Source organism: Paraburkholderia sediminicola, from assembly GCF_046030555.1.
Lineage (GTDB): Bacteria > Pseudomonadota > Gammaproteobacteria > Burkholderiales > Burkholderiaceae > Paraburkholderia > Paraburkholderia sediminicola_E.
The window spans coordinates 170,457-182,228 of record NZ_JAQQCH010000017.1 but is presented as its reverse complement, the minus strand read 5'-3'; the positions used below and the strand labels follow the sequence as shown (position 1 = coordinate 182,228).

Below are 11,772 nucleotides of genomic sequence, written 5' to 3'. Positions count from 1 at the left end.
GAAGTACTCCGCGCTGGCACTGCCGGCCAACAAGGGCGCGGTGACGGGCTAAGCGCGCGTTGATGAACGGGCGCTGATTGGCCCCGGCTCGCCGGGACGGGCCAGCCGCCCCGCTCGAAGCCGCATAGACGCATAGACGCATAGACGCGTAGGCGACGTAGGCGACGTAAGCTACGTAAAAGCGCAAAGGGGCGCACGGGAAACCGTGCGCCCCTTTCCTTTTATAATGCGTGCACCACGAGTCGGGTACCTGCACCGACGGAGACCAGAATGAAATCAATGTCGTATGCAACGCTTGCAGCGGCTGGCGTGCTGAGCGCTACATTAAGCGTCGGCAGTCCCGCGGCGCACGCGGAGGCCACCGTCGGCCTTGCGCTTGCCCAGCAGCAGAACTGCATGAGCTGCCACTCGGTAACACGTCCGTTCATGGGACCGGCGCTGCATGACGTCGCCGAGAAATACGCCGGCCACGAAGATGCCATCACCTATCTGAAGCACAAGATTCTGGATGGCAGCACGGGCGTGTGGGGCACAGTGCCGATGCCCGCGAATACGCAGCTCACGCCCGATCAGGCGGCTACGCTGGCGAGCTGGGTGATGACGCTCAAATGAGGACGCTCAAATGAAGACGCTTCTTAAATGAAGACGCCAATGACCGCGGCCTCGTGAAAATGGTGGGCGCGCCCGGATAAAAGCGCGCCCTCTGCCATGATCAGGCGCTGCCCGAGCGCCGCGCGATCTCCTGATCGACCGCCTCCCTCACCCAGCCGGTCAATTCAGTCTCCAACGCCAGCGCCACTTCGCGTGTGATCTGGTTGACGAGCCATGAAGTGTGATCCTGCAACGCATCGCGGCAACGTGCTTCGACGATGCCGCGCCCCTCGCCCGTCAGAAAGCCCGCAAACCGTCCACGCAGACGTTCGGCGATGACATCCGCGTCAAGATTCGGCTGCGGCTGTGCGAGCGATTCATGAGCGATATCCGGCGGCACGATCGTGCCCGCCTCGATCGGCGCATGCGGTTCAGCCCGGTCGAAGACGCCCGCCGACGGCGCAAAATCAGGTTCATGCCCGTGCCGGTGATCGGCAGCGTGGTGTGCTCTCGAGCGCTTTTTCGGATGCGCGTGGTCTTCCGGATGCACTTGCTCCGGTACATGCACAGGCTCCGGCGCGAGCGTCGGCTCCTGCCGCGCGTGCGCGGGTTCCGGCGCAAGCACCGGTTCAGGCTCGTGCGCGGGTTCCGGCGCGAAGACCGGCTCTTGCGCAGTCTCGGGATCAAACACCGGCTGCGTAGCCGGCGCTGCCGCGCCGCCCGGCGCATGGCGCGCCTGGGCAGGATTGCCCGGTACGATAATCTCGTGCAGAACCGGGATCGAACTGTCGTTGGGATCGGACACGTGCACTCTCCGTGTTTGAGTCCAAGCTGAAGCAGGCCGCCTACGCGTCGAATCCATACGACAAAACATCACGCGACGGGGGCGGAATGAAACCTAGCTGCCTTGCTTGTAGTTGTTCAAAGCATAGCCGCGATCGCGATAGAAACGATAGCGTTCGCGGCCAGCCGCGAGTTCGTCGTGTGCGTTACCGACCACTTCCAGCAATCTTTCGAAGCGCGCGAATTGCGCCGGCACCGTGGCGCCGAGATTGAGCAGCACCTGATGGTGCGGCACATCATCGAGACTCGAGGCCAGCACGATCGGCGTTTGTACGGCGAGCTTCGTGTCCGCCATACAGTGCGGCACGAAGTCGAGTGGCGAGAACGTCCACAACTGTTCGTCGAAAGCCCGCAGGCGCTCGGGCTCGGCCAGCACGATGGTCGGCTGGCCCGCCTGATACGCCTTGCGGATCAGGCGGCACGCATACAGCAGCGAATCGCCGACGTTCGAGTGAAAATCGATTCTCGTCATCGGCGGCTCCGCTTTGCGTCTACAACAATGCCTGTAACCTTACCGCAACGCGTCATTGTGCAGCGCGACCGTCCGCGGCCCGACCGTCAGCGGCCCTGTCGATCAGGAACTGCGCGAGCAATGGCACCGGGCGGCCGGTAGCGCCCTTCGCCGCGCCGCTCTTCCACGCGGTGCCGGCAATGTCCAGATGCGCCCACGGGTACGCTTCGGTGAAGCGCGACAGGAAGCACGCCGCCGTCACGCTGCCCGCCGGACGCCCGCCGATGTTCGCCAGGTCCGCGAAGTTCGACTTGAGCTGATCCTGATACTCGTCGTCAAGCGGCAGCCGCCAGGCCGGGTCGGAAGCTTCACGCGATGCATCGAGCAGTTCGCCCGCCAACGCGTCGTCTTTCGAGAACAGGCCACTATTGTGATGACCCAGCGCGATGATGCAGGCGCCCGTCAGCGTGGCAATGTCGATCACCGCGGCCGGCTTGAAACGCTCGGCGTAGGTAAGCGCGTCGCACAGGATCAGCCGGCCTTCGGCGTCCGTGTTCAGCACTTCGATCGTTAGGCCCTTCATGCTGGTGACGATGTCGCCCGGCTTGGTGGCGGTGGCCGAGGGCATGTTCTCGACGGCCGGAATGATGCCGACCACGTTGATTTTCAAGCCCATTTCCGCGACGGCGCGCAACGTGCCCAGCACCGAACCGGCGCCGCACATGTCGTACTTCATCTCGTCCATGCCTTCGCCCGGCTTCAGCGAAATGCCGCCGGTGTCGAACGTGACACCCTTGCCAACCAGCACCACCGGCGCGGCTTTCGCAGCCCCGCCGTGGTACTGCAGCACGATGAACTGAGCCGGTTCGACCGAGCCGGCCGTGACCGACAGGAACGAGCCCATTTTCAGCGCTTCGCACTGCTTTTCGCCGAGTACTTCGACCTTCAGCTTCCAGTCTTTGGCGAGCTTTTTGGCGGTGTTGGCGAGGTAGGTCGGCGTGCAGACGTTGCTCGGCAGGTTGCCGAGGTCGCGCGTCAGGTCCATGCCGTTGGCAAGCGCGGCGCCCTGCTTCGCGGCGAGCTTGGCGGCCTTCTCGTCGCCGGTATTGACGCTGAAGACGATGCGCTTCAACGCGCGCGCCGAGTTGTCCGGCTTGCTCTTCATCTGCGTGAACTTGTAGGTCAGCTCGCGCAGCGCAATGATCGCGGCGCGCACGCCCCAGTCGGCCGAACGTTCGAGGATCGGCAGTTGGGCGAGCGTGAAGGTGACCTGGACGATCTTGGTGGGGAGCAATGCGCGCCAGGCGGCCCGCACGGCTTCGCCGTAGGCTTTCTGGCTGAAAGCATCCTGCTTGCCAAGGCCGACCAGCAGCACGCGTGACGCGCCGATGCCTGAGACTTCGTGCAGGAACAGCGTGGTGCCGGCCTTGCCGTCCATGTCGCCGGCCTTGATGATGCGGGTCAGCAGGCCCTTGGTGGCCGCGTCGATCTCCAGCGCAGCGCCCGAGAGCGTTTGCGACTCGAACACGCCGATTACGATGCAATCGGATTTCCCGGTCAGGAAACCGTTTGACGAGCCTTTGGTCCAATCACAGGCTTTTATGCTAAAGTCCATCGCGCTTGTCCTCGGATAAAATCTGGGCTTAGGATGAAAGCCGCAATTATCCGCTATTTTTCCCGCGGCGGCTGCACCGGAGACGTGACGGGAACCAATCCGTGCGTCACTGAGAGCGCCCCCTCTCATCATCAATAATGATCTTCGAACGCTCCCTCCAGCGCGAACTCGCGTATACGGCTGGTGCCGTGTTCATGGTTCTGCTCACGCTCGTGCTGACGACGATGATGATCCGCATCGTCGGCTTCGCGGCTTCGGGCGAGATCGACCCGCGCGACGTGCTGGTCCTGATCGGCCTGACCGTGATCGGCTACCTGGCCATCATGCTCGTCGCGACCCTGTTCGTGTCGATTCTGTTCGTCCTGACCCGCTGGTACAAAGACTCCGAGATGGTCGTCTGGCTTGCGTCGGGTGTCAGTTTGACCCGTTTCATCAAGCCAATCGGTATTTTCGCCACGCCGATCATCATTCTCATCATGTTCTTCGTGTTCGTCGGCTGGCCGTGGTCGAACCAGCAGAGCAAGCTGATCCGCGCGCGCTTCCAGCAACGCGACGAAGTCTCGCTGCTCGCCCCCGGTCAATTCCGCGAGTCGGCCACCAGCCACCGCGTGTTCTTTATCGAGAAGATGTCGCCCGACCAGGCACGCGTCGAGAACGTGTTCGTGACCAGCACGGAAAACGGTAAGGTCAACGTGGTCGTGTCGAAAACCGGCCACACCGAAACACACAAGAACGGCGACCGCTTCGTCGTGCTGGAAAACGGCCGCCGCTATGACGGCGAACCGGGGCACCCCGATTTCCGCATCATGGAATTCGAACGCTACGGTGTGAAGATCCAGAGCCAGCCGGTCATCAACACGCCGACTACCACTGGCTTGCCTACGCTCGCGCTGCTGCGTAACCCGACCAACGACAACCTCGCCGAATTCGCGTGGCGCGCGGGGCTGCCGCTGATTGCGATCAACCTGATGCTGCTGGCGATTCCGCTCGCGCACCAGAACCCGCGGCGTAGCCGCACGATCAATCTGGTGATGGCTGTTCTGATCTATCTGACGTATTCGAATCTGTTAAACGTGATCCAGTCGTGGATCGAGCAAGGCAAGATGTCGTTCGGAGTTGGGCTGGTGGGGCTGCACATTATCGTGGCGGCGATCGTCGCATTCATCTTCTGGCTGCGCGTGCGCAACCGGCCGCTATTCACGCGGGCGATGTTTGGCCGTTCGAAGGGGGCCTGACCGATGCGGATCTATGAAAGGTACTTCGCGCGCCAGATCTACCTCACGTTCGTGTTTATTCTGTTCGCGTTTTCAGGTCTGTTCTTCTTCTTCGACCTGATCAACGAACTGAACTCGGTCGGCCACGGCAATTACAAATTCCAGTACGCGGTGCTGCGGGTCGCCTTGCAAACGCCGTCGCGCTTTTACGAAATCATTCCGGTCGCCGCGTTGATCAGCGCGATCTACGTGTTCGCGCAAATGGCGGCGAATTCCGAGTACACGATTTTCCGCGTGTCCGGCCTCGCCACCAATCAGGCGCTGCGCTCGCTCATGAAGATCGGCATTCCGCTGGTGTTCTTGACTTACATCATTGGCGAAGTCGTCGGTCCGTACACCGATCAGTTGTCGGAACGCGTGCGGCTCGAAGCATTGGGGTCGTCGGTATCGACCAACTTCGAGTCGGGTGTGTGGGTGAAGGACACGCTCACCGCGCGCGCGGACGGCGAGCAGGTGACGCGTTTCGTGAACGTCGGCGAATTGAAGCCTGACGCGACGATCAGCAACGTGCGGATTTACGAATTCGATTCGAAGTTCCGCCTCTCGAATGTGCGGATTGCGAAGAGCGGCACGTATAAGCCGCCGGGTCATTGGCAACTGACCGACGTGACCGATACGCAATTGATCGACGTCCCCCCTCCTCCGGGCACGCCGACCGACGCCTTGAATCCGGTGTACCGCGCGACGCAGGTGGCGTTACCTGAATATTCGTTGCGCTCGGAATTGACGCCTCAGATCCTGTCGGTGCTGCTGGTGTCGCCGGACCGGATGTCGATGTTCAACCTGTTCCGCTACATCCAGCATTTGACCGAGAATCATCAGGACACGCAGCGGTATGAAATCGCGCTGTGGCGCAAGCTGCTATATCCGTTCGCGGTGTTCGTGATGCTGGTGTTGTCGCTGCCGTTTGCGTACCTGCATACGCGCGCGGGCGTCGTGGGCGTGAAGGTTTTCGGCGGGATTATGCTGGGGATGAGTTTCCAGCTGTTCAATACGCTGTTCTCGCATATCGGCACGTTGAATACGTGGCCCGCGCCGTTGACTGCGGCGACGCCTGGGCTCGTTTATCTCGTGCTCGGGCTGGTCGGATTGAAGTGGGTTGATCGGCATTAGGAGCCTTTGTCATGGCTGCGCACGGGATGGTGCTGTTTGGGCATGGCGCGAGGGATGTGCGCTGGCGTGAGCCGTTTGAGAGGCTTGCTGAGAAGTTGCGGGTTGCCCGCGGTTCTGACGCTGACGGTGGGCCGGTTTTGCTGGCTTTTCTTGAGTTGATGGAGCCGGATCTGCCTACCGCTGTGGGTGCTCTTGTCTCCGACGGGTGTTCTGTTGTGACTGTTGTGCCTGTTTTTTTTGGGCAAGGTGGGCATGTTCGCAGAGATCTGCCCGAGGTGATCGAGCGGTGTCGCGGGTTGTATCCTTCTGTTGAGATTACGTGCGCTACGGCAGTTGGTGAGGATGAGGCTGTGTTGGACGCTGTCGCTGAGTATTGCCTTCGGCAGGGTTGATTTCTTTTTTTTGCCTTCTCGGTGTGGTGGTTTTACACCTGCGGTGTTGGCCTTTTCTTGGTTTTTTTGCCTTCGCGGCGCTTGTTGTTGTGTGCCTGCTTCTTTGGCCTTTTCTTGAATTCTTATTGGTCTATTAGCGTTTGCCCCTGTGCGGGGCGGCACTTACTTTCTTTGCCGCCGCAAAGAAAGATAAGCGAAGAAAGCGGCTTTGCACCGCAAATTCTTAAGCGGGTCCCCCGCGCAGTCGCGGTAGTGGCACATCTGGAATCTGTGTTCTCGCGCATTCGACGTTCGTGACAAAGCAATCATGCTTCCCGCCTCGCACTGCGTGCTCGCCGGAAGGGTTCATCATTCAAACCCATAGTTTCGTTGGGCGTGGTGGGGACCATCAAGACGCCAGCGATCACACGTGTGCCCTAACGCCGGCTGCAGCTATTAATCTAATAGCTGCAGCCGTAAGCGTAGCGATAGCGGGTTGCTGGCAGGATTTCCGGTGCGTATCGCCAACAACGCACGGTTTGGTGAAGTACCGCGTCGGCGCGCGCAGCGCCGCCGGAAGCATGACGCCCTTGTCACGAACGCGGAGTGTGCAAGGAAACAGATTCCAGATGCACCACTACCGCGACTGCGCGGGGGACCCGCTTAAGAATTAGCGGTGTGAGCCGCTTTCTTTGCTTATCTTTCTTTGCGGCGGCAAAGAAAGTAAGTGCCGCCCCGCACAGGGGCAACGCTAATAGACCAATAACGATTCAAGGAGAGGCCAAAAAGAATTCAAGGAGAGGCCAAAGACCAAAGAAGCCAGATCCAGGAAAGCCCAACACCGCAGACAAACAAAAAAAGCGCCGCACAGGCAACAAACCCAGGCAAAAACCAACCCTTAAGCCGCGACTAAAAGCCCATCCGCGGAGCGGACAACCTGCTGCCGGTCAGCAAACGCCTCCCCGATCATCAGAAGACTAGGCTGCGAAGCGTCAACCCATCTCTGCGCCTCGCCAGCAGCGAGTTCCTCAAGCGTGAGAGTGAGCATCCGCTCGCGCTCCGTACTGCAAGCCTCAACAATGGCCACCGGCGTAGAAACACCCCGCCCGGCATCAATCAATTGCTGAGCAATCTCAACCCCGCTATCGCGACCCATATAGAACACGAGCGAATCCGCATTAACCTGCTCGCGAATCTCCTCAGACCCCGGAGCACGACTAAAAGTCGCCAGCGCAACACTACGAGAAACGCCGCGCAGCGTAAGAGACCGCTTCAACGACGCCGCACTAGCCAGCGCCGCTGTAATCCCAGGCACGACCTCATACTCGATACCAGCCGCTTCAAGCGCGCGCATCTCCTCATCGGCACGCCCGAACAACATCGGATCGCCACCCTTCAAACGAACGACCACGTCATGCTCAAGCGCAGCATCCACGATCTGCTTGTTGATGAACTGCTGCGCCGTCGACAACTGCCCACAGCGCTTACCCACGGCAATCCGCCGCGCGTGCGCAGGCGCATAGTCGAGCATTGCCGGCTCGACAAGCGCGTCATGCAACACAACATCAGCCGTGCCCAGCAGCCGCGCCCCGCGTACCGTGATGAGGTCCGCGGCGCCCGGGCCTGCGCCGATCAGATAAACCTTACCCATTTGCATCAACCTGTTCGTTAAGGCGCCTGCGGTGCGCAGCTATGCGTCGCTCGCTTATGCCGAAAACGCCCGAATCATCCCAGCCGCGACCGTGTGATGGGTCGCTTCGTCGATCAGCACGAATGCACCCGTGCCCTGATGCGAGTCGTACACGTCGCACACCAGCGGCTTCTGTAACGTCAGTGCAACACGGCCAATGTCGTTCATCGTCAGTTCCTTGCGATCGGTCGCCTGCGACAGCGTATGCACGTCGAGCACTTCCCTGATCGCACCGATTCGCGCGAACACCGTGTTGGTGGTCTGCTTCAACAGATACTTGCGTTGCGTCGACAGCGGCGTGTCGTCGAACCAGCACAGGTCGGCTTCCAGCTTCTTTGCCGGTTCCGGTGCCGCTTCGCGCAGCACGAAGGTATCGCCACGCGACACGTCGACGTCTTCCGCCAGGCGGATCGTCACGGTTTGACCGGCAAACGCGCGGTCCACCGCCGCCGTACCACCAATCACCGGTGCGATGATCTCAGCGACCGTCGCTTCGCGGTTAGCCGGCAGTACGACGATTGTGTCGCCGACCTTCACTTCGCCCGCTTCGACACGGCCCATGTAGCCGCGGAAGTCGTCAGCCTGGCTGCCGTCCTGACGCGCTACCCATTGCACCGGGAAGCGCAGCGCCTGACCCGTCGGAATATCGACCGGCAACGCTTCGAGCAAGTCGAGCAGCGGCTCGCCTGCGTACCACGGCATCCTTTCGCTAGCCGTCACGATGTTGTCGCCCTTCAGCGCCGACACCGGCACGAAGCGCACATCGTTCAGACCCAGTTGACGCGCGAGTTCGACATACGCATCGCGAATCTCGTTGAAGCGCGTTTCGCTGTAGTCGACGAGGTCCATCTTGTTGATCGCGACAATCGCGTGCTGCAAGCCGAGCAGCTTCACGATCGCGCTATGACGCTTGGTTTGCGGCAGCAATTGCGCCACGCCGTCGACAAACGTCACACGGGTCGCGTCGACCAGAATGATCGCCGCGTGCGCGGTCGATGCGCCCGTCACCATGTTGCGCGTGTACTGCTCGTGGCCCGGCGTGTCAGCGATGATGAACTTGCGCTTGGCCGTGGCGAAGTAGCGATACGCAACGTCGATCGTGATACCCTGCTCACGTTCGGCTTCGAGGCCATCGGTCAGCAGCGACAGATCGATTTCGTCGCCAACAGTACGCTTATTCTTCGCGCGCGACAGTGCAGAGAGCTGGTCGCTCAACACAGCCTTGCTGTCGTACAGCAGGCGGCCGATCAACGTGCTCTTGCCATCGTCGACGCTACCCGCGGTAATGAAACGCAGCACGCCGAGGTCTTCTGGTTGGTGAATACCGCTCATGATTGTCTTACCCTCTGTCGATCGGAGTTAGTGCAAAGCGCTTACTTCGATCCCATGCAACTTGTTGCGGTCGATCGGAGTTAGGGTGAAGCACTAACTCCAGTCCCGTATTAGAAATAACCTTGCTTCTTACGCTGTTCCATCGCGGCTTCGGAGACCTGATCGTCCATCCGCGTCGCGCCACGTTCCGTGATTTCTGTCACGGCCGTTTCAGCGATGATCTTCTCGAGATCGTCGGCATCGCTTTCCACCGGGCACGTGCAGCTGATATCGCCCACGGTGCGGAAACGTACCAGTGCGGTTTCGCTGGTCTCGCCTTCACGCATCGGCGTAAGCGGCGTGACCGGTACGAGCAGGCCGTTGCGGCGCACGATCTCGCGGTGATGCGCGTAGTAAATCGACGGCAATTCGAGCTGTTCGCGGGCGATGTATTGCCACACGTCGAGTTCGGTCCAGTTCGAGATCGGGAACACGCGCAGGTGTTCGCCGTTGTGCAGACGCGCGTTATACAGGCTCCACAGTTCCGGGCGCTGTGCCTTCGGATCCCATTGGCCGAATTCGTCGCGGAACGAGAAGATCCGTTCTTTTGCACGAGCTTTTTCTTCGTCGCGACGCGCGCCGCCGATCAGCGCGGTGTACTCATGTTCCGCGATCGTTTCGAGCAGCGTCACGGCTTGCGCCGCATTGCGCGAATCCAGTTCGCGGCGCAGACGCACCGTGCCGCGCTTGATCGAATCTTCGACGTGACCCACCACCAGTTCAGCGCCGATCTCTTTCGCACGGCGATCGCGGAAGTCGATCACTTCGGCATAGTTGTGGCCGGTGTCGATATGCACGAGCGGGAACGGCAGCACGGTCTTGCGATTCGCGCCAATGCCAAAGGCCTTTAGTGCGAGGTGCAGCACCACCACCGAATCCTTGCCGCCCGAAAACAGCAGCGCGGGCTTGCTGCATTCGGCGACCAGTTCGCGCAGGATGTGAATCGATTCGGCTTCGAGCCAATCGAGGTGATCCATCCGGTTCGCCGTGTTGGTAAGCGGTGCATTCACAGTGGAATCGAGCGTGGTGCTCATGTTTGGGTCCTTCGTTGATTCGCCTGGCAAGCGGTTGCTCGCCCAGGCGGAACTATTCAAATCGGTATGTGCGGCGTTCAAGCTAAAAACCAAGGCCTGAACTACCTGAATGCGCTATGCCGAAGCGTTCTCGCTGCGGCCGACGGGGATCGGCGTAATCGTCGTGATATGCAGCCCGCATTCCTTCGTATCGCGCGACTCCCACCACCAGCGCCCTGCCCGGCTGTCTTCACCCGGACGAATCGCGCGGGTACACGGCTCGCAGCCGATGCTCGGATAACCGCGCGCATGCAGTGGATTAACCGGTACGTCGAACGCTTTCAGGTAATCCCACACTTCAGCTTCGGTCCAATCCGTCAGTGGGTTGAACTTGGCGATGTCGCGCGCGGCGTCGTGCTCTTCCGCGTGCAATTCGGCACGCGTCACCGACTGTTCACGGCGTTGACCCGTCACCCATGCGCTGACATCCGACAGCGCACGGTTCAGCGGCTCGACCTTGCGGATTTCGCAGCAACGCTTGCGCAGATCGACGCTTTCGTAAAACGCGTTCAGACCATGCGAACCAACATACTCTTCAACCGCGGCAGCTTGCGGATGAAACTGCTCGATATCATACCCGTAGCGCTCTTTCACGCGATCGAGCATGCCGAGGGTTTCCGCATGCAGGCGGCCCGTGTTCAGCGAGAAGATGCCGATCTTCACACCACGCGAGAGAATCGCGTGCGTGAGCAGCATGTCTTCCGCAGCGAGGCTGCTGGCGAGCTTCACGTTCGCGTGACGCGCGGCGATCGAGTCGAGCAGCGCATCGAGGCGCTCGACCTTCGCAGCGAGTTCCGGCGTGAGCGATTGGACGTCGCTCATGCCGACGCCTTTGCCAGTTCGCCTGCTTCGCGGCGGCGGAACAGCGGCGATGAGTTCACCGCGCCCTGATAGTTGAAGCTGAATTCGTCGAACGCCTTCAGTGCGTCGTCGAAATCTTTGTCCTCGCGCAGCGCGTAAGCGTCGAAGCCGCAGCGGAACATAAACGTCAGTTGATCGCGCAGCACATCGCCGATCGCACGCAGTTCACCCTTGTAGCCATAACGCTCGCGCAGCAGGCGGCCGATGCTATAACCACGGCCGTCGCGGAACACCGGGAAGTCCACGCCGATCAGCGCGATCGTGTCGAAGTCGCCGACGATATCCGCTGGTTCGCTATCCGGTGCGAGCCACACACCGATTTCAGCGGTACCGCGCGATGCGATCAATGCATCACGGGAAGCCTGCCACAGCGCGAGCGGCACCAGCACCTTGCCAGCCGGCAATGCATCGACTGCGGGCAGCGTACCGTCTTCAGCGGCGCGCACCACCGTCCAGTCATCGTTGACGATCGCGCGATTCTTGATAATAGAAGCCATCTGTTCAGTATCCTTTTCGCGG

General features: G+C 60.7%; 12 protein-coding genes. 4 read left to right on the top strand and 8 right to left on the bottom strand.

Features of this window, described 5'->3' with window-relative positions; genetic code table 11:
- Positions 1–270: 270 nt before the first annotated feature.
- Complete coding sequence (locus PQQ52_RS23615; protein ID WP_408216590.1) at positions 271–612, top strand: c-type cytochrome; 342 nt, start codon at positions 271–273, stop codon at positions 610–612.
- Positions 613–712: 100 nt separating this feature from the next.
- Here the strand turns inward: PQQ52_RS23615 and PQQ52_RS23610 are convergent, their stop codons facing one another.
- From PQQ52_RS23610 to PQQ52_RS23600, 3 genes are all read right to left on the bottom strand, one after another.
- Positions 713–1,396 (bottom strand): DUF2486 family protein, encoded by a 684-nt coding sequence (locus PQQ52_RS23610; RefSeq protein WP_408216587.1) that lies wholly within the window; start codon positions 1,394–1,396, stop codon positions 713–715.
- 93 nt (positions 1,397–1,489) lie between these two features.
- On the bottom strand, positions 1,490–1,906 hold the full coding sequence (locus PQQ52_RS23605) for a DNA polymerase III subunit chi (protein ID WP_408216584.1): 417 nt from the start codon (positions 1,904–1,906) through the stop codon (positions 1,490–1,492).
- Between the two features lie 52 nt (positions 1,907–1,958).
- Entirely contained in the window at positions 1,959–3,500 is a 1,542-nt protein-coding gene (locus tag PQQ52_RS23600; protein WP_408216582.1) for a leucyl aminopeptidase, read from the bottom strand.
- 137 nt (positions 3,501–3,637) lie between these two features.
- Here PQQ52_RS23600 and lptF point away from each other — a divergent pair, with 137 nt between their 5' ends.
- The 3 genes from lptF to PQQ52_RS23585 are packed head-to-tail and all read left to right on the top strand — an operon-like array spanning position 3,638 to position 6,279.
- Entirely contained in the window at positions 3,638–4,735 is a 1,098-nt protein-coding gene (gene lptF, locus PQQ52_RS23595) for an LPS export ABC transporter permease LptF (RefSeq protein WP_408216580.1), read from the top strand.
- 3 nt (positions 4,736–4,738) lie between these two features.
- Entirely contained in the window at positions 4,739–5,887 is a 1,149-nt protein-coding gene (lptG, locus tag PQQ52_RS23590; RefSeq protein WP_408216577.1) for an LPS export ABC transporter permease LptG, read from the top strand.
- Between the two features lie 11 nt (positions 5,888–5,898).
- Positions 5,899–6,279, top strand: coding sequence for a sirohydrochlorin chelatase (locus PQQ52_RS23585; protein WP_408216574.1), 381 nt, complete (start codon positions 5,899–5,901; stop codon positions 6,277–6,279).
- An 877-nt stretch (positions 6,280–7,156) separates the two neighbouring features.
- Here PQQ52_RS23585 and cobA read toward each other — a convergent pair.
- From cobA to PQQ52_RS23560, 5 genes are all read right to left on the bottom strand, one after another.
- Positions 7,157–7,909, bottom strand: a complete 753-nt coding sequence (cobA, locus tag PQQ52_RS23580) for a uroporphyrinogen-III C-methyltransferase (RefSeq protein WP_408216604.1) — start codon at positions 7,907–7,909, stop codon at positions 7,157–7,159.
- Between the two features lie 54 nt (positions 7,910–7,963).
- On the bottom strand, positions 7,964–9,280 hold the full coding sequence (locus tag PQQ52_RS23575; RefSeq protein ID WP_408216571.1) for a sulfate adenylyltransferase subunit 1: 1,317 nt from the start codon (positions 9,278–9,280) through the stop codon (positions 7,964–7,966).
- A gap of 110 nt (positions 9,281–9,390) precedes the next feature.
- Positions 9,391–10,353, bottom strand: coding sequence for a sulfate adenylyltransferase subunit CysD (gene cysD / locus PQQ52_RS23570; RefSeq protein WP_408216568.1), 963 nt, complete (start codon positions 10,351–10,353; stop codon positions 9,391–9,393).
- 114 nt (positions 10,354–10,467) lie between these two features.
- Positions 10,468–11,214, bottom strand: coding sequence for a phosphoadenylyl-sulfate reductase (locus tag PQQ52_RS23565; protein WP_408216565.1), 747 nt, complete (start codon positions 11,212–11,214; stop codon positions 10,468–10,470).
- Complete coding sequence (locus PQQ52_RS23560; RefSeq protein WP_408216563.1) at positions 11,211–11,750, bottom strand: DUF934 domain-containing protein; 540 nt, start codon at positions 11,748–11,750, stop codon at positions 11,211–11,213. The genes PQQ52_RS23565 and PQQ52_RS23560 overlap by 4 nt, the downstream gene beginning before the upstream one ends.
- Positions 11,751–11,772: the final 22 nt, after the last annotated feature.

Excerpts from the sequence above, each read along its gene's own strand:
- PQQ52_RS23615 (WP_408216590.1), top strand. The coding sequence starts at position 271 with ATGAAATCAATGTCGTATGCAACGCTTGCAGCGGCTGGCGTGCTGAGC.
- PQQ52_RS23605 (WP_408216584.1), bottom strand. The coding sequence starts at position 1,906 with ATGACGAGAATCGATTTTCACTCGAACGTCGGCGATTCGCTGCTGTAT.
- PQQ52_RS23600 (WP_408216582.1), bottom strand. The coding sequence starts at position 3,500 with ATGGACTTTAGCATAAAAGCCTGTGATTGGACCAAAGGCTCGTCAAAC.
- lptF (WP_408216580.1), top strand. The coding sequence starts at position 3,638 with ATGATCTTCGAACGCTCCCTCCAGCGCGAACTCGCGTATACGGCTGGT.
- lptG (WP_408216577.1), top strand. The coding sequence starts at position 4,739 with ATGCGGATCTATGAAAGGTACTTCGCGCGCCAGATCTACCTCACGTTC.
- PQQ52_RS23585 (WP_408216574.1), top strand. The coding sequence starts at position 5,899 with ATGGCTGCGCACGGGATGGTGCTGTTTGGGCATGGCGCGAGGGATGTG.
- cobA (WP_408216604.1), bottom strand. The coding sequence starts at position 7,909 with ATGGGTAAGGTTTATCTGATCGGCGCAGGCCCGGGCGCCGCGGACCTC.
- PQQ52_RS23575 (WP_408216571.1), bottom strand. The coding sequence starts at position 9,280 with ATGAGCGGTATTCACCAACCAGAAGACCTCGGCGTGCTGCGTTTCATT.
- cysD (WP_408216568.1), bottom strand. The coding sequence starts at position 10,353 with ATGAGCACCACGCTCGATTCCACTGTGAATGCACCGCTTACCAACACG.
- PQQ52_RS23565 (WP_408216565.1), bottom strand. The coding sequence starts at position 11,214 with ATGAGCGACGTCCAATCGCTCACGCCGGAACTCGCTGCGAAGGTCGAG.
- PQQ52_RS23560 (WP_408216563.1), bottom strand. The coding sequence starts at position 11,750 with ATGGCTTCTATTATCAAGAATCGCGCGATCGTCAACGATGACTGGACG.